This is a genomic window from Pigmentiphaga sp. CHJ604 (assembly GCF_036972535.1).
GTDB classification, from domain to species: Bacteria; Pseudomonadota; Gammaproteobacteria; order Burkholderiales; family Burkholderiaceae_B; genus Pigmentiphaga; species Pigmentiphaga daeguensis.
Genome location: NZ_CP136998.1, coordinates 1438601 through 1461099 on the forward strand (window position 1 = coordinate 1438601; position 22499 = coordinate 1461099).

The following is a 22499-nucleotide window of genomic DNA, read 5'->3' on the forward strand; positions in this document are numbered from 1 at the left end:
CTATTAACTAATCAGTTGGTTAGTTAAGGAAAACGGAATCACAAGGAGCCGAGATGTCCGCACAGCCGTCGTCTTTCATTCCCGTCACCGGCTTTCCCGGAATACGCGAGCAGCGGTTTCCGCTGAACCTGGGGGAGGCATTGCCCCGCGTCGAACGTATCTGGACCGTCGCCAAGGGATCGAACTGGGATCCGGTCACGGACATCCCCTGGAGCCAGCTGGACCTGGGCAAGTACACCCCGGAGGAGCTGTATGCCGCCCGGGTGTTCTGGAGCCGGCGCGCCTGGAGCGAATACACCGGCCTGGCTGAATCGCCCACCGTGCTGCTGCGGTTCGCCTTCGAGGGCGGCCGGCCGGGCATGATCAAGCTGGCCCTGGCGACCAAGTTCATGGACGAGGCCAAGCACATCGAGGCCTCGTACCTGATGGCGGAGAAACTGGGCGGCTACCTGCCCGAACCGCCGGAAGGCGCGCCGCGCAAGCGTCTGGTGGCGGGCCTGCGCGAGCGCGGCATGAACCCGGACTACACCCCCGAGGCCGTGCTGGCCTGCTGGCATTGCGTCAGCGAGTACTTCGCGGTCGAGATATTCCGCGTCCGCTATCACCACACCACCGATCCCGTCGCGCGGGCCGTCCTGGGCCGGATCCTGGCCGACGAGGTCCGTCACATCGGCATGGGTTGGGAATACCTGGCGTATCGCCTGCCGCAGGTCTCGGACGAAGTCCGCGAGAATGTGAGGACGGCCATGATCGACGTCATCGAGAACATCGAACTGGGCGGGTTCCACTCGTCGTCCAACGTCAACGAAGAGCAGGATCTGTTCGCCCGGCTCGACCTTGTCGTGGCCAAGGCCGGCCTGGGAGCGGCGCCCCCGGAAATCGAGCACGAGGCCTTCGTGTCCACGTTGGCCGAGATCAGGAGCAAGGCGGCTCAACTGGGCATAGACCTGCCCGAATACACGCTGTGAACCGTGCCGGCCGGCTTCGCAAGGGGCGACCGGCCGGCGATGCCGACGTCTTGCGCGCCGTCCAACGGCAGCCGAGGATACGACCATGATTCGCACTCTATGCATGCAAGCGGCAATCGGGATTTCGCTCACCTGCATGGCCTTGCCCGGCGCACGGGCGCAATCCTATCCCGACAGGCCGATCCGCTTCATCGTGCCGTTTGCGCCGGGCGGCACCGCAGACGTGCTCACGCGGGCGCTGGCCCAGAAGCTCGGACAGCGGCTGGGCCAACCCGTGATCGTGGAGAACCGGCCGGGAGCCAGCACGGCGATCGGCGTCAAGCATGCCGCGATGGCGGCGCCGGATGGCTATACCATCCTGTACGGCGGCGTCAGTTCCCAGGTCATGAACCCGCTCATCAACCGGGTCGACTTCGATCCGGTCAAGGACTTCACGCCCATTTCCCTGGTGAATTCGCTGCCCCTGGTGCTGGTGGTCCATCCGTCGCTGCCGGCGGCCGACTTTTCGCAGTTCCTGGCGCTGGCGAAGACGCGCGCCCAGCCCATCACCTATGCGTCGGCCGGCGCGGGAACGTCCAACCACCTGGCGGGGGAACTGCTCAAGAGCGCCGCGCGCATTCCGCTGCTGCACGTCCCTTACAAGAGCAGCGCTCCGGCCTTGAACGACCTGCTTGGGGGGCACGTCGACGCCATGTTCGACCTGGTGTTGACCTCGGCGCCCCAGGCCAGGCTGGGCAAGGTGCGTCCGCTTGCCATCACCAGTGCCCGGCGCAGCCCGCTGCTGCCGGACGTTCCCACCTTGCGCGAGCTGGGGCTGCCCGAGGGAGAGGTCGATGTCTGGACCGGGGTGTTCGGCCCGGCGGGCATGCCGCCCGCGATCGTCGCGCGCCTGCACGACGAGATCGCCGCCATCCTTCGGTTGCCCGAGGTCCAGCAGCAGTTCGCCTCGCTGGGGGCCCTGGCCGAACCCAGCACGCCGGAGCAGCTGGGAGAGCTGCTGCGATCCGAGCTGGCCAAGTGGAAGCGGGTTGTCCGGGAAGCCAGGATAGGCACGGACTGATGGTGGTTTCATGTCAATTCCCGTTTTGGGGATCAGGGTTTCCCTTAGGAACGCAGTGCTCGAGCGTCCCGTTATCATGTATTTGCCCTACCTATGGGTGGCACTTGTTTTGCACCGGTTGCAGTCTCGTGACGCCCTTTGACAGGACCGGTGCCGCCCGTCGGTTACAACCACCCGGGAGACCCGCACATGCACCGCCGTTCCTTTCTGACCAAGGCAACCGTGGGCGCCGCCGCCGGCGGCGTGACGTTGGCAGCACCCGTATTCGCCCAGGACGCGCCTACCGTCACCTGGCGCCTCGCCTCCAGCTTTCCCCGCAGCGCCGATGCCATCTACAGCGGTGGCGAGGCCGTGGCCAAGTATGTATCCGAGGCCACCGGCGGGAAGTTCACGATCCGCGCCTTTCCCGCCGGGGAGATCGTGCCCGCGCTGCAAGTGCTCGACAGCGTGCAGAACGGCACCATCGAATGCGGGCACAGCGCCTCCTATTACTACTACGGCAAGGACCCCACGCTCAGCTTCGACGCGGCGGTGCCCTTCGGGCTCAACACGCGCCAGATGAACGCCTGGATGCGCCACGGCGACGGCCTCAAGCTGTTGCGCGAGGTGTTCAAGAAGTACAACGTCGTCAATTTCCCCTGCGGCTATACCGGCACCCAGATGGGCGGCTGGTTCCGCAAGGAGATCAAGTCGGTCGAGGACCTGAAGGGCCTGAAGTTCCGCGTCAGCGCGTTCGCCGGCGCGGTGTTGTCCCGCCTGGGAGTGGTGCCGCAGCAGATCGCCGGCGGTGACATCTACCCGGCGCTGGAGAAGGGCACCATCGACGCGGCCGAGTGGATCGGTCCGTACGACGACGAAAAGCTGGGCTTCCACAAGGTCGCCAAGAACTACTACTACCCGGGCTGGTGGGAAGGCACGCTGCAGGTGTCGCTGTACGTGAACCAGGACGCCTACAACAAGCTGCCCAAGCAGTACCAGGCCGTGCTGGAACAGGCGTGCGCGGCCGCCACCAACGACATGATCGCCAAGTACGACGCCGAGAATCCCGCGGCGCTGCGCCGGCTGATCTCGCAGGGGGCGCAGTTGCGGGCCTTTCCGAAGTCGGTCATGGACGCCTGCTATGCCGAGGCCAACAAGGTATACGCCGAGATGAGCGCCAAGAGCCCCGAGTTCAAGAAGGTCTATGACAGCATGGTCGCCTTCCGCGGCAACGTGCTGCCATGGTTCCGGGTGGCCGAAGGCAACTTCGACGGCTACATGTCCACCATTCGCAAGTGACAGGCCCCAGCGTGGCGCTACCTACCCGGTTCCCCGCCACGCACAGGAAGCATGAATCGCTCGCCTGGCCACGCGCCAGGCGTTTTTCGTTCAGCATCGGTCTACAACCATGAATGCTCTCCTTGCTTTCTCCCGCCTGGTCGACAGGCTGAACCTGCTGGTCGGCAAGGCCGTCACCTGGCTGACCCTGGTGGTGGTGGTCGTCAGCGCGGGCAACGCCGTCGTGCGCAAAGTCTTCCACACCAGCTCCAACGCCTGGCTCGAACTGCAGTGGTACCTGTTCGGCGCCATCTTCCTGCTGGCCGCGGGCTATACCCTGTTGAAGAACGAACACGTGCGCGTGGACATCGTCGCGCAGAAGCTGTCGCAGCGTACGCAGATCTGGATAGAGGTCCTGGGCGTCGTGTTCTTCCTCCTGCCGGCCTGCGTGCTGATCATGTGGCTGTCCTGGCCCGTGTTCGTCGATTCCTTCGTGACCGACGAGCAGTCTTCCAACCCCGGCGGGCTGGTGCGCTGGCCCGTCAAGCTCCTGATCCCCGTCGGCTTCTGCCTGCTGGTGCTGGCCGGCCTCTCGCACCTGATCAAGTGCGTGGCCTTCCTGATGGGCAAGGGGCCCGATCCGCGGGAGCGGGACCGGGGCAAGAGCGCCGAGGAGGAGCTGGCCGAGGAAATCGCCCGCGAGGCGCAGGCCCGCGAGGCCGCCGCCCACGGCAGCACGCAGGGAGGCCGATGATGATCGACTTCCTGATAGCGAACCTGGCGCCGATCATGTTCGCCAACCTGGTGGTTTTCCTGCTGCTGGGATTCCCGGTTGCGTTCGCGCTGGCCGCCAACGGCATGCTGTATGCGCTGATCGGCATCGAGCTGGGCCTGCTGACGCCGGTGCTGTTCCAGGCGCTGCCGCAGCGGGTGTTCGGCATCATTACCAACGACTCGCTGCTGGCGGTGCCTTTCTTCACCCTGATGGGGCTGGTGCTGGAGCGCTCCGGCATGGCCGAGGACCTGCTCGAGACCATCGGGCAGTTGTTCGGGTCCCTGCGGGGCGGGCTGGCCATCGCCGTGGTGTTCGTCGGCGCGATGCTGGCGGCCACCACGGGCGTGGTGTCGGCCTCGGTCATCTCCATGGGGCTGATATCGCTGCCCATCATGCTGCGCTACGGCTACGACCGCAGACTGGCCTCGGGCGTGATCGCGGCCTCGGGCACGCTGTCGCAGATCATTCCGCCCTCGCTGGTGCTGATCATCCTGGCCGACCAGCTGGGCCGGTCGATCGGCGACATGTACCGGGGCGCGATGCTGCCCGGTTTCCTGCTGGCCGGCGCCTACGTCGTGTACGTGGTGCTGGCCTCGCTGATCAAGCCGGACAGCGCGCCCGCGCTGCCCGAGGAAGCCCGGCGCTTCCAGGAGCCCAATGGGACGCGCGGCGGCCGGTCGCTGCTGGTGCTGATGCTGGTCTCGGCGAGCATCGCGGCGCTGGTCGGGGACTATCTCGAACACGACACCGCGCCGGTGGACGAGCGCATCGTGCTGACCATGCTGATCTGGGGCGTGTCGGCCTTCATCATCGCGCTGGCCAACAAATGGCTGCGCCTGGGGTGGCTGTCCGCGCTGGCCGAGCGGGTCACCTTCGTGATGATCCCGCCGCTGTTCCTGATCTTCCTGGTGCTGGGGACCATCTTCATCGGCGTGGCCACTCCGACCGAGGGCGGCGCGATGGGCGCGGTGGGGGCGATCGCGATGGCGCTCATGCGCAAGCGCCTGTCGCTGAACCTGCTCAAGCAGGCCATGGACACCACGACCAAGCTGTCATGCTTCGTGGTGTTCATCCTGATCGGTTCCACCGTGTTCGGCCTGACCTTCCGGGCCGTCAGCGGCGACTTGTGGGTCGAACACCTGCTGACCTCGGTGCCCGGCGGCCAATGGGGCTTCCTGATCGTCGTCAGCATCCTGACCTTCGTGCTGGCCTTCTTCCTGGACTTCTTCGAGCTGGCCTTCATCATCGTGCCGCTGCTGGGGCCGGTGGCCGAGAAAATGGGCATAGACCTGATCTGGTTCGGCGTGCTGCTGGCGGTCAACATGCAGACGTCGTTCATGCATCCGCCCTTCGGTTTCGCGCTGTTCTACCTGCGTTCGGTGGCGCCCAAGGAAGACTACCTGGACAAGGTCACGGGCAAGCGCATCGCCAAGGTCACCACCGGCCAGATCTACTGGGGCTCGATTCCGTTCATCGTGATCCAGTTGCTGATGGTGGCCGTCGTGATGCTGATGCCGGGACTGGTGATGCACTACAAGGGCGACCAGGCCGCGGTGGACCCGGGCAGCGTCAAGATCGAGGTGGACAGCTCGTACGGCGAGAGCTATGGCGGCGGGGGCGCCTACGGGGAAGAGCCCGCACCCGGTTCGGGCCAGGAGGGCAGGGACCCGAACGCCGACTTCAAGTAGCCTGCGGCGCGGCGGCGGCGATCTCCCGGGTCACCGCCGCCGCGCAATGCCGCACCAGCTCGGCATAGCCTTCCTCGTTCACCAGTTTTTCGCGCTTTTTCTCGTAGACCAGGGTGGTGGCCCCGACGACGTGGCGCCCGTCGTTGAAGATGGGCGCCGCGATGCCGATGACGCCCGGGTCGATCTCCTCGCGCGAAATGTAGTGCCCATCCTTGCGGATGCGCTTGTAGTGCCGGGCGAAGGATGGCCAGTCGCCGGCGATGGCAAGCACGTCGGGGTCGGCCTTGTGCCGTTCGTACAGCCGCTTCAGGCGCGCGGCCGGCAGGTTGGCGAGGATGACCGCCGGGGCGGCGCCCTTGAACAGGGGCATCAGGTGGCCGCGGTCCAGGCTCATGGGCGCGAGTTCGCCCACGCGCTCGTGGTGGCTGTGCACGATCTCGTCGCCGTATATGTTGCACAGCACGACCGTCGTGGCCGTGCGCTGGGCCAGCTCGCGCATGCTGGCGCGGCTGGCCAGCATGATGGGCTCGGTCCGCCGGATGCGGTAGTCGAGTTCGATGATCTTCGCGCCCAGCGCGTATCGCCCCGCGATCTTCGCCAGCAGGCCGGTCTCGCACAACTGCTTGACGTAGCGGAAGGCGGTGGGCCGGGAGACTTCGAGCAGCTCGGCGATTTCCTCTGCCGCCAGCGTGGTCCTGGCTTCGGAAAAAAGGTCCAGGACCTGGAGGACTTTGGCGAACTGGGACATGGGGGATCGATGCACCTCGGTATTCGGCGCGCCGGCCAGGCCGGCCGGCGCGTTCGCAGGCATGATGGTAATCAATCCCGGACCGGCTTGCCCGGTCAGCGCTGCGCGGCGGCCGGAGCCTCGAAGTCGGCCGCGATCTTGCGGCGGGTCCAGTCGATGATGGTCTCCATGCACTGCGCGAGTTCCCGGGGCTGCCCCAGGTAGTAGTGGGTCGCGCCCTTGATCTGCACGAATTCCTTGTCCGGGGTGCCGAGCGCCGCATGGATCAGGGGATTGTGGGTGGCGGGCACGGCGTCGTCCGCTTCGTTCTCGATCTGCAAGACGGGAACCCGGCGTATCCGCGCGGCGTTCACCGGACCCTTGATGTTGGAGTGGTCGTAGGACCATTGCGACAGCCAGCTGCGCAGCGTGCTGAACCGGGCCAGGCCGGCGGGGCCGGAGTTGACCACGCGCGGGTCGCCCAGATAGCACCAGTTCGGCTTGCGCCCGTTCGGGTCCACCGCGGGATCGAGCCAGCGCACGTCGCACATGGTGCGATGGACCACGAAGCCGCGTTCCCGTTCGCCCGAGGACGAGCGCTTGAGCCGGTCCAGCGTATCGAGCACCCAGGCGCTGATGCGGCGATTGCGCGCCAGCTGCGCCGCCCGGAAGCGCGCCACGAAGTCCTGCGAGAAGGGGGGGCGGTTGGGGCAGTCGGGGGCGTAGATGTCGAATTCCAGGTCCCGGTCCTCGGGGTCCAGTTCGTTGCGCACCGAAGGGTCCAGCCATTCGGTCAGGGTTTCCGGCCGGCTCAGGTGGGCGGCGATGAAGATGATCCCGTCCGCCGGCGTCAGGCCGGCCTGCGTCAGGTCATAGGGGTCGCCCGCCGGCGTGTGGGTGATCGAGGGCGCCTCGGCCTGGGCCTCGTAGAACAGCGACAGCGCGCCGCCGCCGGACCAGCCGACCAGCACCACTTTCTCGTAGCCCAGGTCTTCGCGTGCGTAGCGCATATAGGCGCCCAGGTCGGCCGCCACTTTTTCCATGATCAGGGCCGAATCGTTCTTGGCGTATCGGCTGCCGGCGCACAGCACGTGCATGCCGGATTCGGCCAGCGCCACGGGCATGGGCAGGAGCTGCAGCGTCGAGGCCGGATGCATGAAGAGGAACACGACCTTGGACTGGACGTTGCGGGGCACCAGCCGCTGGCCTTCGAGCACGGTATAGCCCTGGCTGCCGTTGAAGCCGTAGGTTTCCACCATTTCGACCGGCTCGCGGAATTGCAGGATGACGGGGATGCGGTCGAAAGTGTGCTTGGACGGCGTGGACATGACGCGGATTTCCTTGTGGGTTGCGGGGCGGGCGGTTAGCGATGGGCGGCCGAGGGCCGGGTGCGGACCCAGTCCGCCAGTTCGGCATGGGCCGAGGCCTTGAATTCGTCGAGCTTGGCGGCGGGCGCGGTGCGGGTCGTCAGTTCGAGCCGGATGCCATTGGGGTCGAAGAAGTAGATGGACCTGACGAAGCCGTGGTCCGTGACGCCCAGGACCTCGACTCCGGCCGCTTCCAGGCGGGCGCGGGCCGCGCGGAGTTCGTCCTCGGACTCGACCTGCAGCGCGATGTGGTTGACCCAGTCGGGGGTGTTGGCGGAAGGTTCGGCCGCCTGGCCGTCGCCCAGGTCGAAGAAGGCCATGTAGGAGCCGTCCCGCATCTCGAAGAAGATGTGGACGTAGGGGCAGTATTCGCCGGTGCTGGGCACGTGGTCGGCCCGGATCACGTGCGCGAGCGGCAGGCCCAGGAGGTCCTCGTAGAAGTGGCGGGTTTCCTCGGCGTCGCGGCACCGGTAGGCGTAGTGGTGCAGGCCTTGTATGGGAACGAGCGTTGCCATGGTGTCTCCTTCTGCTCCCGGCGCCGGGGGCGGTGGGGGCTGTCGATGATGTGGCAGAGATTGTCGGCGAATTTTGAAAAAGTATCAATAACAGATACTTTTAATTTAAATATGGCGGTTTTTTTCCGATAAAATTTTTCAATAATTTCGGAACTTGCAAAAACAAAAGCCGCCCCAGAGGGCGGCTCGGAAAGGGCGGGGCGGTCCTTCGCGGACCGCGCCGGGGTCAGAGGAAGGAGGGCCGGGCCTTCAGCGCGGCCGGGCTGTAGCCGGCGACTTTCTTGTAGTTGTCGGAGATGCCCTGCAGCTCGGCCTGGGAGACGATGGGTTCGAGCTGTTCGAAGCGCTTGCCGCCGGTCCGCTCGTAGACCTCGCGCAGGATGGCGTCGGGCGGATTCGTGCGGTTGGTCAGCACCACCTGCGTGGTTGCCGCGACCCGGACCTTGTCGTAGTCCTGCAGGGCTTCCTCGGTCAGGCCTCGCCGCTTCAACTGGCCCGCCAGGTAGCGGGCGTCGATGATGGCCTGGCCCGCGCCGTTCGACCCCCGCGGCACCATGGGGTGGGCGGCGTCGCCGAGCAGCGTCAGGCGGCCCTGGGTCCAGGTGGGCAGGGGATCCTGGTCCACCATGGGATATTCCAGGATCGAGTCCGAGGACCGGATCAGGGCGGGAACGTCCAGCCAATCGAAATGCCAGTCCTCGAAGGCAGGCAGGAAGTCTTCCAGCCTGCCCGGCCGGCTCCAGTCGCGGATGGCCGGATTGGGATCGGTGATTTCCGCCACCCAGTTGATCAATTGGCTGCCCTTGCCGTCGACGTCGTTGCGGATGGGGTAGATCACCATCTTGCCCACGTCCAGCCAGCCCGCGCGCACCATGCTGGCCTCGCTCAGGAACGGTTTCCATACCGCGGTCCCGCGCCACATGTTGACGCCCGAATAGCGGGGTGCGCCTTCCTGTGGATAGAGCTGCTTGCGCAGGGCCGAGTGCACGCCGTCGCAGGCGACCAGCAGGCGGGCGCGCACGTCGGGCAGGCGTTCGCCGTCGGGCGAGACGAAGTGCGCGGTGATCGATTCCCCGTCCTGCGTGGCGCCGGTGCAGCGCTGTCCGCAGACCACGGCGTCCGGGCCCAGGCGCTGCTTGACGGCGTCGAACAGCACGGTCTGCAGGTCGCCCCGGTGGATGGAGTATTGCGGCCAGTCGAAGCCGGCGGCCAGGCCCGCGGCTTCGCGGAACACGAATTGCCCGTGTTCGTTGAAGAAGATGGACTCGCGCGTACGCACGCCCACCTTGTCCAGTTCGGGCAGCAGGCCCAGCTCGGCCAGCTCGCGCGCCGCGTGGGGCAGGACGTTGATGCCCACGCCCAGCGGCCGCAGTTCGGGCACGGCCTCGTAGATGCGGCAGGCGATGCCGGCCTGGTGGAGACTCAGGGCCAGCGTCAGCCCGCCTATCCCGGCGCCGATGATGACCACGTCCTCTTCGCTGCTCATGTTCGTACCCTCGTGATGAACTTTCTCTTGCGGATCCCTGGCCAGGGATCCGCTGGTGCTGGTATTAGGCGCCAGAACGTATTATTTTTGAAGTTTAGATATGATATGAATACATATTAGAGTTTTATGAATCTCTCATTGCGCCAGTTGCAGGTGTTCCTGCACGTCGCGCGGATCGGCAATTTCACCCGCGCCGCCGAGAAGGCCCATATGACGCAGGCCGGGCTCAGCATCATGATCCGCGAGATGGAAAAGCAGCTCGATTGCCGGCTGTTCGACCGCACGACCCGGATGGTGGTGCTGACCGAGGCCGGCCGCGACCTGCTGCCCGTGGCGCAGCGGGTGGTGGGGGACCTGGAGGAGGTGGTGTCCAAGCTGGGCGTGGCCGGCCGGCGCGCAAGGCAGACGCTGCGCATCGCGGCCACGCCGCTGATCTCGTCCAACATCCTGCCCCGGGTGTTCCAGCTGTTCAAGCAATCCCACCCCCACGTGGAACTGCGGCTGGCCGATACCGAGCTGCAGCAGGTCGAGGCGCTGGTGGCGGCGGGCGAGGCCGATATCGGACTGGGGTTCTTCTTCAAGCCGCTGGCGGGGCTGGACCGCGCGCCGGTGGGCAAATTCCGGCTGATGCGCGTCGCACCGACGGACGGGGTACCGGGCCGGCCGGTGGGCACGGCGGCCTGGACCAGCCTGCGCGAGGTGCCGTTGCTCGGCCTGCCGCCCGCGAATCCCATCCAGCGGCTGATCGAGCCGCACCTGGAGAAGATCGGCCGCGGCAACGAGGACCGCGCCAGCTTCAACTTCTTCGAGACCCTGATCTCCATGGTCGAAGCCGGGCTGGGCACGGCGGTCATCCCCACGTTCGCGCTGGTCGCCTGCCACCGCCACCGGGTGGCCACCGATCTGCTGGTCAAGCCGGCGGTCAGCCTGGACCTCTATCAGGTGACGCGGCGCGGTTTCAAGGGGCCGCCCGTCCTGGATGACTTCCGCGCGACCCTGATGCAGGCCCTGCCAGCCGTCGGGTCCTAGCAGGCGCCCCGCGGTCCGGCCGGATGCGATAATCCGCGTGGTTCGCGCGCCGCTCCGGCGCGCAGGGAAAAGGAGACGGCCGAGCGGCCCCGCTTATGTTGCTGCAAGTGATCTATCTGGTCGCCATCACCGCCGAGGCCGCCTCGGGCGCAATCATGGGCATGAGGCGGCGCATGGACCTGTTCGGGGTCTGCGTCGTCGGCACGGTCACGGCCCTGGGGGGCGGCTCCATCCGCGACGTGCTGCTGGGCCACTATCCGCTGGGCTGGGTGGCCCATCCCGAATATCTATTCTTCACCGTGGGGGCGGCCCTGGCGGCGGCGCTCCTGGTCCGGTACATGCATCGGGTGCGCATGGCCTTCCTGCTGCTGGACGCGCTGGGCCTGGTCGCCTTCGCCGTGATCGGCTGCGACGTGGCCGAGGCCGCGGGCGCGCATCCCGCCATCGTGGTGCTGATGGGCATGGTGACCGGCATCTGCGGCGGCCTGCTGCGCGACATCCTGTGCAACCAGGTGCCGCTGGTCTTGCGCCGCGACCTCTACGCCTCCGTCGCGCTGGCGACCGGCACGCTGTACGTGTTGCTGCAGCGCTACGGCGTCGGGCACGATCATGCCACCGCCATCGCGCTGGTGGCCGGCTTCCTGTTCCGCATGGTCGCCATCCGCTGGAGCCTGACCCTGCCCGTCTTCACGACCAGAACGCCCCCCGAACATTGAAGGAACGTCCTCGATGAGCCAGACCTCTCTGCAATACCGCACCTTCCTGCTCCTGCTGGTATTGGTCACGCTGGCGTTCGGCTGGCTGCTGTGGCCGTTCTTCGGCGCCGTATTCTGGGGGGCCATCCTGGCCATCATCTTCTTCCCCTTGCAGCGCCGGCTGGTGGCTGCGTTCGGCGGCCGCAACAACCTGGCGGCCCTGGCCACGCTGGCGGTGTGCGTGCTCATCGTGATCATCCCGGTCTCGCTCATCGCAGGCACCATCGTCAGCCAGGGCGCGGGACTCTACGAGCAGATCAAGGCGGGCGACATCGATTTCCGCGGCTACCTCGACCAGGCCATGGCGGCCCTTCCTCCCACCGCGCGCAGCCTGCTGGAGAAGTTCGGCCTGGTGGACGTGAACAGCATCCAGAACAAGCTGGCCGAGGTCGCGACCCGGGGCAGCCAGTTCTTCGCCACCCAGGCGCTGAACATCGGCCAGAACACCTTCCAGTTCGTCATCAGCCTGGGGGTCATGCTGTATCTGCTGTTCTTCCTGCTGCGCGACGGCCCGGACCTGTCCGCCCGCATCCGCCAGGCCCTGCCGCTGACCGAGGAACACAAGCGCCACCTGTTCCGCAAGTTCATCGCGGTCGTGCGGGCCACGGTCAAGGGCAATATCGTGGTGGCCATCACCCAGGGCATGCTGGGCGGCCTGATCTTCTGGATCCTGGGCATCAAGGGCGCCCTGTTGTGGAGCGTCGTGATGGCTTTCCTGTCGCTGCTGCCGGCGGTGGGGGCCGGGCTGATCTGGGGGCCGGTCGCCGTCTACTTCCTCCTGTCCGGCGCCGTGCTGCAAGGAATCATCCTGACCCTGTACGGCATCCTGGTGATCGGCCTGGTCGACAACGTGCTGCGTCCCATCCTGGTCGGCAAGGACACGCGCATGCCCGACTACGTGGTGCTGATCTCGACCCTGGGCGGCATGGCGCTGTTCGGGATCAACGGCTTCGTGATCGGGCCGCTGATCGCCGCACTGTTCATGGCGGTGTGGGACCTGTTCTCGTCGATAGACGGTCCGCCTTCCCCCGACCGGAACTGACCTCTCGCGCCCGCCGTTGCGGAATTCCGGAACGGCGGGCGGCCCGCATGGCGGAATTCTGGCCGCCCGTGTCGCTCCCTCTGCCCGCCGTCTCCCGAAAACGCCAATGAAAACAGGCCCTTGCCGCATGTTCGCGTGCCGGGGCCGTGTTGGCATGGGTGTTGCTAATCCTCCGTCGCTGTAACGAGAAGATTCAAGACACATGACAGGAGGAGGCAGGAATGAGACCCGAGACGACACGGGGGCGGCAGGCGCGCGCCCATGGATATGGAATGGGCCGGCTGGCCCTGGCGGCGGGCGCCGCCGCGGTGCTGGCCACGGCCTGCGGCGGGGATGACGGGGATGGCGGAGCGCCTCCGGGACCGCCGCCGGCGCCGGCCCTCAAGCTGAGCACGGTTTCCTCGCTGCCGGACTACGTCACGGGCGACGACGCGCTGGTGCGGCTGGAGGTGCCGGCCGGCGTCAGCGGCACGCCGGTGGTCATGCTGGACAAGAGCGACGTGTCGCGGGCGTTCGCGAAGATCGGCGATCGCACCTGGCAGGGGCTGGTGAGCGGCATGGCGCTGGGCAAGAACACCTTGCGCGCCCAGGTCGGGGACGCGACCGCCACGCTGGAGGTCACGAACTATCCCATCACCGGGCCGATGATCTCCGGCCCCCACCAGAAGCCCTTCCTGTGCACCACCACCACCTTCGGCCGGCTGGGCGGCGGCACGCTGGACGGGCCGTTCGGCGAGCACTGCTCCACCAATACGCGGGTCGATTACTTCTACCGGAACAAGTCGGGGGGCAACAGCCGCTGGAACACGCCCACGGTCTATCCGGCCGACATGGCCACCATCACCATCGACGAGGGCAAGCCGACCGAGCGTACGGTGCCATATCTCGTGCGGCTGGAAACGGGCACGATCAACCGCGGCATCTACCAGTCGGCGATGCTGCACGATCCGCTCAACGACGGCGAGATCGGCCCGAACAAGCGTTCGAAGGCCTGGAACGGCAAGCTGATGTATCCGCTGGGCGGCGGCTGCCAGGGCGGCTGGTACACGCAGGGCGCGACCTTCGGCACCCTGATCGTCGACGAGTGGATGAAGCAGGGCTACGCGGCCGTCACGTCCACGCTGAACATCTTCGGCTCCAACTGCAACGACCTGCTGTCGTCGGAGACCGTCGCGATGACCAAGGAACGCTTCATCGAGGCCTACGGCGTGCCGGTCTACACGATAGGCACCGGCGGATCGGGCGGCGCCTATCAGAGCTTCCAGACCTCGGACAACTATCCCGGACTGTTCGACGGCATCATCGTGAACATGGTATTCCCGGACGTCACCTCGGCCACGCTGTTCAAGGTCTTCGATTCCCGGCTGCTGAACAACTACTTCAACCGCGCGGGCGGGCTGCCCTACAGCGACGAGAAGAAGAAGGCGATCTCCGGCTACCTGCAGGTCGGCAACATCGCCAACATGAGCGGCAGCGCCGGCCGGCTGGATCCGGTGGTCTCGTTCCCGGCGGGGTTCCAGGAAAGCCTGAAGTATCACCCGGTCAACAACCCCGGCGGCAGCCGCGCCACCGTGTATGACCATACGGTGAACGTCTACGGCAAGGACAGCCGGGGCTTCGCGCTGCGGCCGATCGACAACGTGGGCGTGCAGTACGGACTGAAGGCGCTGAACGACGGCGCCATCACGGTGGAAGAGTTCCTGGACCTGAACGCCAACATCGGCGGCCTGGACGTGGACCTGAAGCCCACGGCGGCACGCACGACCGGCGACATCGACGCGATCCGCCGCGCCTACCAGTCGGGGCGCATCACCCATGGCGGGGGCGGCCTGGCCTCGACCGCCATCCTGGAGCACCGCGACTACTTCGACAACGCGGTGAACGGCGACATCCACAACAAGATCCACTCGTACTCGGTGCGCGAGCGCCTGAAGGCCGCCAACGGGCATTTCGACAACCACGTCATGCTCGGACCGGGCCCGGTGGGCGACAACCTGCTGCAGCTCATGGACCAGTGGCTGATGGGCGTGGTGGGCGACGCCTCCGACCAGCCCAGGTCGCGCAAGGTCGTCTCGCACAAGCCCGCGGGGCTGGCGGATGCCTGCTGGGACAGTGGCGGCAACAAGATCGTCGAACCGTCCACGGCCTATGGCGACGGACGCTGCAACCAGCTCTACCCGGCAGGCATCACGCCGCGCCTGGTGGCTGGCGCGCCGCTGGCCGACAACATCGTCAAGTGCCAGCTCAAGGCCGTCGATCCGGCCGACTACAAGGTCACGCTGAATGCCGGACAGCTGGAGCGCCTGCGGCAGATCTTCCCCGGCGGCGTGTGCGACTGGAGCAAGCCCGGCGTGGAGCAGCAGCCGCTCAAGGGCACGTGGCTTTCGTTCGGCCCGTCCCCCCGGAATCTGGTGTTCGACATCACTCGTCCTTAAGGAGGTATAGAAATGAAGTTTCTTTCCACGTTATCGCTCGGCGTCCTGGCGGCCCTGGCCGCTCCGGCCCAGGCGCAGGACTTCCCCGGCAGCGCGCCCATCGTCGCCGTCGTGCCGTTCGCCGCGGGCGGCCCCACCGACAAGGTGGCGCGCGACGTGACGGCCGTCATGGCCAGGCACCTGAAGGGCCAGATCGTGATCGAGAACGTAGGCGGAGCGGGCGGCACCATAGGCGCGAAGAAGGTGGCCACCGCACGCAACGACGGCCATACGGTGCTGATCCACCACATCGGCATGTCCACCGCGCCGGCCTTGTACCGCCAGTTGGGCTTCGATCCGCTCAAGGACTTCGAGATGATCGGCGAGATCGCCGACGTGCCGATGGTGCTGCTGGGCACCAAGAGCCTGCCGCCGGACAACTTCAAGGACCTGCTGCCCTACATCAAGGCCAATTCCAGCAAGCTGTTCCTGGCGAATGCCGGCATCGGGTCGGCCTCGCACCTGTGCGGCCTCCTGTTCATGAGCACCATAGGCACGCAGCTGGGCACGGTGCCCTACAAGGGGACCGCGCCGGCGCTGACCGACCTCATCGGCGGCCAGGTGAACCTGATGTGCGACCAGACCACCAACGTCGCCGGACAGATCAAGGCCGGCGTGGTCAAGCCCTACGTCGCGATGCAGTCCACGCGCATCGACGCGTTCAAGGACATCCCGGCCGCGGCCGAGCAGGGGCTGCCGGGCATCGAGGTCAAGATCTGGCACGCGATGTATGCGCCCAAGGGCACGCCGCCGGCCGTGGTCGAGAAGCTGTCGGCCGCGCTGCAGGCGGCGGTCCAGGACCCGGTGTTCCGCGGGAAGATGGAGGAGCTGGGGGCGCAGGCGGCGACCGGCGAGCGGGCCAGGCCCGACTCGCTGCGCAAGCATCTCGGCAACGAGATCGCCAAGTGGACGCCCATCATCCGGGCGGCCGGCGTCTACGCCGACTAGGTGCAAAGGAGCTTGCGCCGCCACGTGGCGCAAGCTCCGATGTCTTTCCTGGCGTGCCTGGGATAAATTGCGGACACTAGAACACGAAAATCATGGATGGGGACTTGAGCGTCAACCCGCCTGCCCGCGGTTTTTCCAAGCGCCGCCTGGTGTGGGGCGGCGTCTGCCTGTTCGCCGCCGCCCTGGCGGTGATGCTGGCCTACATCTGGGGCGAACGAACCGGCATCCAGGTGCTGCGCCAGGGGGTGGAGCACAGGCTCGACATCTATGCCGGCGGGGTGCAGAGCGAGCTGACGCGCTACGACTACCTGCCGGGCATCCTGTCCCTGAACAAGGACGTCATCGCGCTGCTGCAGGATCCCGGCAATCCCGAGCGGATCGCCCGGGTCAACCTGTACCTGGAAACGGTCAACCGCAAGGCCGGGTCTTCCGAGATCTACGTCATGAACATGGAGGGGCTGACGCTGGCCGCGAGCAACTGGAACCGCCCGCCCAGCTTCGTCGGCCGCAATTTCTCGTACCGGCCCTATTTCATCGACGCGGCCAAGGGGCTGTCGGGCCGCTTCTACGGCATAGGCACCGTCAGCCAGTCCCCGGGCTATTACTTCTCGTACGGCATCTACCACGACGGCAGGATGCTGGGCGTAGCGGCGCTGAAGGTCGACCTGGACAAGCTCGACGACGCTTGGCTGCGTGCCGACGAGAAGGTGGTGGTGGTGGACGAGAACGGCGTCATCTTCCTGACTTCGGTACCGGGATGGAAGTTCAAGACGCTGGCGCCGCTGTCGTCCCACACGCTCCAGAAGCTGGCGGTGACGCGCCAGTACCACCGCGCGGGATCGCTGGAGCCGCTGGGCATGGCCGAGGTCGGCAAACAGCCCGAGGGCGTGCGCATCGTGCAGTTCACCAACGAAGCGGCGCGCGAGGGCGAGGGCGGCAACTTCCTGGTGCCGTCCTATCTCGTGCAGAGCCGCCAGATACCGGGCACGCAATGGAAGCTCATGGCCCTGTCCAACATGGCCCCCATCCACGCGCGCGCCCGCAACATGGCCATCGCGGTGGCACTGGCCATGGGGTTCCTTGCCATACTGGGCCTGTACCTGCAGCAGCGGCGGCGCGCCATCGCCCAGAGCCTGGCGGCCAGCGCGGCCCTGCAGCGGGCGCACGACGAGCTCGAACGCAAGGTGGCGGCGCGCACGCAGGCGTTGAGCAACGCCAACCGTCACCTGCAGACCGAGATCGCGGAGCGCCGCCGCGCCGAGGAAGTGCTGAAGTCCACCATGGATGAGCTGGTGCAGGCTGGCAAGATGGCAGCGCTGGGCCAGATGGCAGCCGGCATCACGCATGAGCTGAACCAGCCGCTGGCGGCGCTGCGCACGCTGGCCGACAATGCCACGGTGCTGCTGCAGCGCGGACGCCAGGCCGATGCCGAAGAGAATCTGACCATGATCGGCCAGTTGATCGCCCGCATGGGCAAGATCACCGGCCAGTTGAAGAAGTTCGCGCGCAAGTCGCCGGCCCTGCTCAAGCCGACCTCGATCGCGGTGGCCGTGGCCGACGCCTGTTTCCTGCTCGAGCAGCGGCTGCGGCAGGAGCGGGTCGAGCTGCGGTTGAGCGTTCCGGACGATGCCTGCGCCTATTGCGACGGCAACCGGCTGGAACAGATCCTGGTCAACCTGCTGGGCAATGCCATCGACGCGATGGCGCGCAGCGACGAGCGGCGCCTGGAGATCTCGGTCACGGAGGCGGGGGGCTGGGTCGTCATCTCGGTCCTGGACAGCGGGCCGGGCATTCCCGACGAGGTGATGCGCCGGCTGTTCGAACCCTTCTTCACGACCAAGGAGCAGGGGGTGGGCTTGGGACTGGGGCTGGCGATCTCGGCGGGCATCGTGCGCGATTTCGGCGGCAGCCTGCGCGCCTGCAACCGCGAGGGGGGCGGGGCGGAATTCGTGCTGCAACTGCGGCCGGCGAAGTTGGAGGAGACAGTGGATGCATGAAGGATTGACAGTCTTGTTCGTCGAGGACGACCCGGCGGTCAGGCTGGGGGGCAAGCAGGCGCTGCAACTGGCAGGCCTCGAGGTCAAGGCGTTCGAGTCGGCCGAGCAGGCGCTCAAGCACGTCGTGCCCGGATTTCCGGGCGTGCTCGTGACGGACGTGAAGATGTCCGGCATGGACGGGATGGAGCTGCTGCGCCGCGCGCTGGAGATCGATGCCTGCCTGCCGGTGATCCTGGTGACCGGCCATGGCGACATCTCGATGGCGGTGCAGGCCATGCGCCTGGGGGCCTACGATTTCATCGAAAAACCGTTTTCCTCCGAGCACCTGAGCGAGGTGGTACAGCGGGCCCTGGAGAAGCGCGGGCTGACGCTCGAGGTGCAGTCCCTGCGGCGGCAGCTGGACAATCGCCTCGCCATCGAAAGCGCGCTGCTGGGCCGGTCGCCGGCCATGGTGGCCTTGAGGAAGGTGGTGCAGGACCTGGCCGATACCGACGCCGACGTGCTGGTGGTGGGCGAGACCGGAACCGGCAAGGAACTGGTGGCCCGGTGCCTGCACGACCACAGCAACCGGCGCGATCGCCATTTCTCGGCCTTGAACTGCGGCGGCATGCCCGAGACGCTGTTCGAGAGCGAGGTGTTCGGCCACGAGGCCGGCGCGTTCACGGGCGCGGCCAAGCGGCGCATCGGCAAGATCGAGTATGCGCGCGGCGGCACGCTGTTCCTGGACGAGATCGAGACCATGCCCATGGTGTTGCAGATCAAGCTGCTGCGCACCTTGCAGGAGCGGGTGTTCGAACGGCTGGGGTCGAACGAGCCTCAGCCCATGGACTGCCGGGTCGTGGCCGCCACCAAGAGCGACCTGCTGGCCGAATCGGAGCGGGGCGCGTTCCGGGCCGACCTGTACTACCGGCTGAGCGTCGCGGTGCTGGAGATCCCGCCGCTGCGCGAACGGCGCGAGGACATCCCCCTGCTGTTCGAGCATTTCATCCTGCAGGCGGCCCTGCGCTATGGGCGGGATGCGCCGGTGCTGTCGGGGTCCCAGTTGCAGTCGCTGATGGCGCATCACTGGCCGGGCAACGTGCGCGAACTGCGCAACGTGGCGGACCGCTACGTGCTGGGGCTGGCCAAGGACGGCCCGGCCGGCGCGGCGGCCAGCGCAAGGCGCTCGCTGGAAGAGCAGATGACCAGCTTCGAACGCCTGCTGATCGAGGACGCGCTGAAGAACTGCTCGGGCCGCACGGCGGCGGCCAGCGAGATGCTGGGCCTGCCGCGCAAGACGCTCTACGACAAGATGCACAGGCTGGGCCTGAGCACCGATGACTTCAAACAGGCGTAAGTGCGCCCACCAGGCGCGGTCCGCTGGGCGGCCGCTTGCCGGCCGAGGCCGGCGGCTCGGGAATCAGGACGTAGCGTCCGCCTTCCTGGGCCGCGGTATACCCGGTGCCCCGCAGCAAGGTGTCCAGCCCGTCCTGGATCGTGTAGCGGCCGGTCAGCCCGGGCGTCGTCAGGCCGGCCACCAGGGCAGGATCGAACGACAGCCGTATGCCCGCCTGGCGGGCATATTTTTCGAGCGCAGGGCGCAGGTCGCCGCTGGAAATGGCGAAATCCAGCCGGTGCTCGGCCGAGGCCGTCGGGCCGGCCTGCGCATGCGGCATGCCGGGCAGGGCCAGCAGCCAGCCTATCGACAGGGCCACGGGTACCGCGACCATCCACGATTTGCCCGGCACGGTGAACGTCCGCCGTTTGGCGCGGCGTGGCCGCAGGGGAATCACTTGGCACGTCATACGAGTCTCCTGTTGCGGGACTGCGCCGTGGCGCGACCTGCTTGTAATTGTTCGATGACGTCCCTAGGGTAGCACGCCGCGCCCCATCTAGTGGGCGACCCGCACCACCAGCTTGCCGAAATTGCGTCCCTCCAGCAGACCCATGAACGCGGCGGGGGCGTTTTCGAGCCCGTCCACCATGTCTTCCCGGTACTTGATGCGCCCGTCGGCGATCCAGTCCGACATCTGGCGGGTGAACTCCCGGTAGAGCGGTCCGTACCAGTCCGAGACGATGAAGCCCTGGATGCGCAGGCTCTTGGTCAGCGCCAGGCGCATCAGCATGGGCAGGCGGTCCGGGGCTTCGACGCCCGGCACGGCGTTGTACTGCGAGATCAGGCCGCAGAGCGGGATGCGGGCATGGCGGTTGAGCAGCGGCAGGACGGCGTCGAACACGGCTCCGCCCACGCTTTCGAAATAGACGTCGATGCCGTTGGGGCTGGCCGCGGCCAGGCGCTGGGCGAGGTTGGCCGCGCGATGGTCCACGCAGGCGTCGAAGCCCAGTTCGCGGATCGCATGGTCGCACTTGTCCGGTCCGCCGGCGATGCCCACCACGCGGCACCCGTGCAGCCTGGCCAGTTGTCCCACCACCGATCCGACGGCTCCGGTCGCAGCGGCGACGGCCACCGTCTCGCCCGCCTTGGGCGTGCCGATCTGCATCAGGCCCACGTAGGCGGTGAATCCCGGCATGCCCAGCACGCCCAGCGACCATGAGGGATGGGCAAGGTCCGCGGGCAGGCGGGTGAGCCCCTTGCCGGACGACAGCGCGTAGTCCTGCCAGCCGCTGGCGGCCAGGACCAGGCCGCCGGCGGCGAAGTCAGGATGGCGCGATTCGGCCACGCGGCACACCGTGCCGCCCAGCATGACGTCCCCGATGTCCAGCGGCTTCGCATACGAGGCCGCGTCGCTCATGCGGCCGCGCATGTAGGGATCGAGCGAGAGGTAGAGCGTGCGCAGCAGCACCTGGCCGTCGGCCGGACTGGGAACCGCCTCGGTTTCAAGGCGGAAATCCTCGGCCACCGGCGTGCCGGCGGGGCGCCTGGCCATGACGATGCGGCGGTTCATGGGCGCGGACGGGGGCATGTCGTTCTCCTGGCGGTCGTGGTCGGGCACGTCTCGTGCTGATCGGCGATGATCCACCCGCGGGTGGATCGGATCAACGATAAGCCGTCCGGAGCATTTATGAAACCTTCGTCCACCAAGCCTTCCGAGCCGGCCGCCCGGCCCGCCCGCAAGCCGGAGCGGCAGGCCGCCGAGACCGATCTCAAGCGAGAGCAGATGGCCCGCCAGAACGACCGGAATACTTCCGCCGATGACCTGGGCCGTTCGCCCAGGTCGAACAAGCTGTCGGGCAGCGGCATCGACGTGGCGGGACCGGGAGGGAAATAGCCGCCGGTCCGCCGCCGCGCCCTCAGTCCGTGCGTGCGCGGTCCAGCCTCAGCAGCGGGACCTGCGCCAGCCGATCGCGCAGGATGCGGTGGACTTCGTGGTCGTATTCGGCGCGCCCGCCGTCCAGCAGGCCGTACAGGGCCTGATCGTCGGTCGCGCTGCCCAGGAACTGCCAGCGTTCCACGACGTGGATGACGCGGGCCTCGCGTATCCCCACCGGACCTTCGTAGGGCCAGTGCGTGTCGCCGGCCAGGGCGGGCGTGCGCGCGCGGCGATTGTGCAACGGCGCCAGGGTTCGCAACAGCCGGTTCTCGTGCAGCAGGGCGCCGATCGCGCCGCCCGTCTCCAGCCATTCGATGTGCCGGACCTGCTCGGCCAGGCGCCGTGCCTTGGCCGATTTCCAGGCGCCCGGCTGGAAATGCGCCAGCACCTTGTCCCGCAGCCTGGAGGCCCGCCCGACATACAGCGGCTGGTGGTTCACGTCGCGCAAGACGTAGACGCCGTGGCTGTCGGGCAGCAGGCGGGGCAGGGCCGGGTCCAGGTATTCGGGCCAGGGCACGCGGCCGGCCAGCGCATCGACGAGCTCGCCGAGCTGCCCGGCCGGAAACTCGCGGTGGATGTCCTGCCAGAAGTGCCACAGCAGGCGCGCATCGTCGAGCGCACGATGGCGGGCATGCACATGCAGGCCGTGCCGGGCGATCAACGCATCCAGGCTATGGCTGCGGTACTGCGGGTAGAGCTTGCGCGACAGGCGGACGGTGCACAGGACATCGGGCCGGAAGGGCCGGTCCAGCCGGTCGAACTCCTCGCGCAGGAAACCGTGGTCAAAGCGGGCGTTGTGCGCGATGAACAGGTAGCCGTCCAGGCGCCGGGCGATGTCGTCGGCCAGGGCCTCGAAGGGCGGGGCGCCAGCCACCATCGCGTCCGTGATGCCGGTCAGCGACTGAATGGCCGGGGGAATGGGGCGGCCCGGGTGGACCAGGCTGCTCCATTCGCGCATGCCGTCGGCATCCACCTGGACGATGCCGATCTCGGTGATGCGGTCGCTGCGCGGCGTCGTGCCCGTGGTTTCCAGGTCGACGAAGGCCAGGCGGGGAGGATGCATGGGAATGGGTGAAGAACGAGCAGCCCCTATTTAACCAGACCATGCCTGCCCGGGCCGCGCGCGGCCGCGGTCGCGTCTTCCGGCCGGCTTACTATAT

20 protein-coding genes are annotated in these 22499 nt (G+C 67.2%); 13 read left to right on the forward strand and 7 right to left on the reverse strand.

The window, feature by feature from the left end:
* Positions 1-53: 53 nt before the first annotated feature.
* The 5 genes from R4823_RS06925 (at position 54) to R4823_RS06945 (ending at position 5748) form a co-directional block, all read left to right on the forward strand.
* Positions 54-968, forward strand: coding sequence for a ferritin-like domain-containing protein (locus R4823_RS06925; RefSeq protein WP_087839978.1), 915 nt, complete (start codon positions 54-56; stop codon positions 966-968).
* A gap of 85 nt (positions 969-1053) precedes the next feature.
* Positions 1054-2028, forward strand: coding sequence for a tripartite tricarboxylate transporter substrate binding protein (locus R4823_RS06930; protein ID WP_132979205.1), 975 nt, complete (start codon positions 1054-1056; stop codon positions 2026-2028).
* A gap of 189 nt (positions 2029-2217) precedes the next feature.
* Positions 2218-3306, forward strand: coding sequence for a TRAP transporter substrate-binding protein (locus R4823_RS06935; protein WP_087839976.1), 1089 nt, complete (start codon positions 2218-2220; stop codon positions 3304-3306).
* 109 nt (positions 3307-3415) lie between these two features.
* Positions 3416-4039, forward strand: coding sequence for a TRAP transporter small permease subunit (locus R4823_RS06940; protein ID WP_087839975.1), 624 nt, complete (start codon positions 3416-3418; stop codon positions 4037-4039).
* A gap of 2 nt (positions 4040-4041) precedes the next feature.
* A complete protein-coding gene (locus tag R4823_RS06945; RefSeq protein ID WP_087840001.1) occupies positions 4042-5748 on the forward strand; it encodes a TRAP transporter large permease subunit in 1707 nt (568 codons plus the stop codon).
* On the opposite strand, the gene R4823_RS06950 is transcribed toward R4823_RS06945, so the two are convergent.
* The 4 genes from R4823_RS06950 to R4823_RS06965 all read right to left on the reverse strand — a co-directional run bounded on the left by R4823_RS06950 (position 5741) and on the right by R4823_RS06965 (position 9843).
* Positions 5741-6559: an IclR family transcriptional regulator gene (locus tag R4823_RS06950; protein WP_338618073.1), complete on the reverse strand. Its 819-nt coding sequence runs from the start codon at positions 6557-6559 to the stop codon at positions 5741-5743. The two genes, R4823_RS06945 and R4823_RS06950, sit on opposite strands and share 8 nt — an antisense overlap.
* Before the next feature lie 32 nt (positions 6560-6591).
* On the reverse strand, positions 6592-7803 hold the full coding sequence (locus R4823_RS06955) for an alpha/beta hydrolase (RefSeq protein ID WP_132979206.1): 1212 nt from the start codon (positions 7801-7803) through the stop codon (positions 6592-6594).
* 35 nt (positions 7804-7838) lie between these two features.
* Positions 7839-8357, reverse strand: a complete 519-nt coding sequence (locus R4823_RS06960) for a VOC family protein (protein WP_087839972.1) — start codon at positions 8355-8357, stop codon at positions 7839-7841.
* Positions 8358-8583: 226 nt separating this feature from the next.
* Positions 8584-9843 carry a flavin-dependent oxidoreductase gene (locus R4823_RS06965; RefSeq protein ID WP_338618076.1) on the reverse strand — a complete coding sequence of 420 codons (1260 nt, stop codon included), beginning with the start codon at positions 9841-9843 and terminating at the stop codon, positions 8584-8586.
* A gap of 126 nt (positions 9844-9969) precedes the next feature.
* On the opposite strand from R4823_RS06965, the gene R4823_RS06970 reads away from it, so the two are divergent.
* From R4823_RS06970 to R4823_RS07000, 7 genes are all read left to right on the forward strand, one after another.
* Positions 9970-10872, forward strand: coding sequence for a LysR family transcriptional regulator (locus tag R4823_RS06970; protein ID WP_087839970.1), 903 nt, complete (start codon positions 9970-9972; stop codon positions 10870-10872).
* Positions 10873-10973: 101 nt separating this feature from the next.
* Complete coding sequence (locus R4823_RS06975) at positions 10974-11588, forward strand: trimeric intracellular cation channel family protein (protein WP_207958600.1); 615 nt, start codon at positions 10974-10976, stop codon at positions 11586-11588.
* Positions 11589-11601: 13 nt separating this feature from the next.
* Positions 11602-12669 (forward strand): AI-2E family transporter, encoded by a 1068-nt coding sequence (locus R4823_RS06980; RefSeq protein WP_087839968.1) that lies wholly within the window; start codon positions 11602-11604, stop codon positions 12667-12669.
* Positions 12670-12890: 221 nt separating this feature from the next.
* The gene (locus R4823_RS06985) at positions 12891-15104 is read left to right on the forward strand and encodes a DUF6351 family protein (RefSeq protein ID WP_279816149.1); all 2214 of its coding nucleotides are present in this window, start codon (positions 12891-12893) and stop codon (positions 15102-15104) included.
* A gap of 12 nt (positions 15105-15116) precedes the next feature.
* Complete coding sequence (locus R4823_RS06990; RefSeq protein ID WP_087839967.1) at positions 15117-16091, forward strand: tripartite tricarboxylate transporter substrate-binding protein; 975 nt, start codon at positions 15117-15119, stop codon at positions 16089-16091.
* Between the two features lie 92 nt (positions 16092-16183).
* Positions 16184-18088, forward strand: coding sequence for an ATP-binding protein (locus tag R4823_RS06995; protein ID WP_087839966.1), 1905 nt, complete (start codon positions 16184-16186; stop codon positions 18086-18088).
* Complete coding sequence (locus tag R4823_RS07000; RefSeq protein WP_087839965.1) at positions 18081-19424, forward strand: sigma-54 dependent transcriptional regulator; 1344 nt, start codon at positions 18081-18083, stop codon at positions 19422-19424. The genes R4823_RS06995 and R4823_RS07000 overlap by 8 nt, the downstream gene beginning before the upstream one ends.
* Here the strand turns inward: R4823_RS07000 and R4823_RS07005 are convergent.
* The gene (locus tag R4823_RS07005) at positions 19411-19872 is read right to left on the reverse strand and encodes an STN domain-containing protein (protein ID WP_087839964.1); all 462 of its coding nucleotides are present in this window, start codon (positions 19870-19872) and stop codon (positions 19411-19413) included. The two genes, R4823_RS07000 and R4823_RS07005, sit on opposite strands and share 14 nt — an antisense overlap.
* Positions 19873-19959: 87 nt before the next feature.
* Positions 19960-20991: an NADP-dependent oxidoreductase gene (locus R4823_RS07010; protein WP_338618080.1), complete on the reverse strand. Its 1032-nt coding sequence runs from the start codon at positions 20989-20991 to the stop codon at positions 19960-19962.
* 99 nt (positions 20992-21090) lie between these two features.
* Between R4823_RS07010 and R4823_RS07015 the strand changes: the two genes are divergently transcribed.
* Positions 21091-21297 carry a hypothetical protein gene (locus tag R4823_RS07015; RefSeq protein ID WP_087839963.1) on the forward strand — a complete coding sequence of 69 codons (207 nt, stop codon included), beginning with the start codon at positions 21091-21093 and terminating at the stop codon, positions 21295-21297.
* 22 nt (positions 21298-21319) lie between these two features.
* Here R4823_RS07015 and R4823_RS07020 read toward each other — a convergent pair whose 3' ends face one another.
* Positions 21320-22402 carry an exonuclease domain-containing protein gene (locus R4823_RS07020; RefSeq protein ID WP_338618083.1) on the reverse strand — a complete coding sequence of 361 codons (1083 nt, stop codon included), beginning with the start codon at positions 22400-22402 and terminating at the stop codon, positions 21320-21322.
* Positions 22403-22499: the final 97 nt, after the last annotated feature.

What these genes read in the sequence shown, in the direction of transcription:
- R4823_RS06925 (WP_087839978.1), top strand. Translation starts at nt 54, where the DNA reads ATGTCCGCACAGCCGTCGTCTTTCATTCCCGTCACCGGCTTTCCCGGA.
- R4823_RS06930 (WP_132979205.1), top strand. Translation starts at nt 1,054, where the DNA reads ATGATTCGCACTCTATGCATGCAAGCGGCAATCGGGATTTCGCTCACC.
- R4823_RS06935 (WP_087839976.1), top strand. Translation starts at nt 2,218, where the DNA reads ATGCACCGCCGTTCCTTTCTGACCAAGGCAACCGTGGGCGCCGCCGCC.
- R4823_RS06940 (WP_087839975.1), top strand. Translation starts at nt 3,416, where the DNA reads ATGAATGCTCTCCTTGCTTTCTCCCGCCTGGTCGACAGGCTGAACCTG.
- R4823_RS06950 (WP_338618073.1), bottom strand. Translation starts at nt 6,559, where the DNA reads ATGCCTGCGAACGCGCCGGCCGGCCTGGCCGGCGCGCCGAATACCGAG.
- R4823_RS06955 (WP_132979206.1), bottom strand. Translation starts at nt 7,803, where the DNA reads ATGTCCACGCCGTCCAAGCACACTTTCGACCGCATCCCCGTCATCCTG.
- R4823_RS06960 (WP_087839972.1), bottom strand. Translation starts at nt 8,357, where the DNA reads ATGGCAACGCTCGTTCCCATACAAGGCCTGCACCACTACGCCTACCGG.
- R4823_RS06965 (WP_338618076.1), bottom strand. Translation starts at nt 9,843, where the DNA reads ATGAGCAGCGAAGAGGACGTGGTCATCATCGGCGCCGGGATAGGCGGG.
- R4823_RS06970 (WP_087839970.1), top strand. Translation starts at nt 9,970, where the DNA reads ATGAATCTCTCATTGCGCCAGTTGCAGGTGTTCCTGCACGTCGCGCGG.
- R4823_RS06980 (WP_087839968.1), top strand. Translation starts at nt 11,602, where the DNA reads ATGAGCCAGACCTCTCTGCAATACCGCACCTTCCTGCTCCTGCTGGTA.
- R4823_RS06985 (WP_279816149.1), top strand. Translation starts at nt 12,891, where the DNA reads ATGAGACCCGAGACGACACGGGGGCGGCAGGCGCGCGCCCATGGATAT.
- R4823_RS06990 (WP_087839967.1), top strand. Translation starts at nt 15,117, where the DNA reads ATGAAGTTTCTTTCCACGTTATCGCTCGGCGTCCTGGCGGCCCTGGCC.
- R4823_RS06995 (WP_087839966.1), top strand. Translation starts at nt 16,184, where the DNA reads ATGGATGGGGACTTGAGCGTCAACCCGCCTGCCCGCGGTTTTTCCAAG.
- R4823_RS07000 (WP_087839965.1), top strand. Translation starts at nt 18,081, where the DNA reads ATGCATGAAGGATTGACAGTCTTGTTCGTCGAGGACGACCCGGCGGTC.
- R4823_RS07005 (WP_087839964.1), bottom strand. Translation starts at nt 19,872, where the DNA reads ATGACGTGCCAAGTGATTCCCCTGCGGCCACGCCGCGCCAAACGGCGG.
- R4823_RS07010 (WP_338618080.1), bottom strand. Translation starts at nt 20,991, where the DNA reads ATGCCCCCGTCCGCGCCCATGAACCGCCGCATCGTCATGGCCAGGCGC.
- R4823_RS07015 (WP_087839963.1), top strand. Translation starts at nt 21,091, where the DNA reads ATGAAACCTTCGTCCACCAAGCCTTCCGAGCCGGCCGCCCGGCCCGCC.
- R4823_RS07020 (WP_338618083.1), bottom strand. Translation starts at nt 22,402, where the DNA reads ATGCATCCTCCCCGCCTGGCCTTCGTCGACCTGGAAACCACGGGCACG.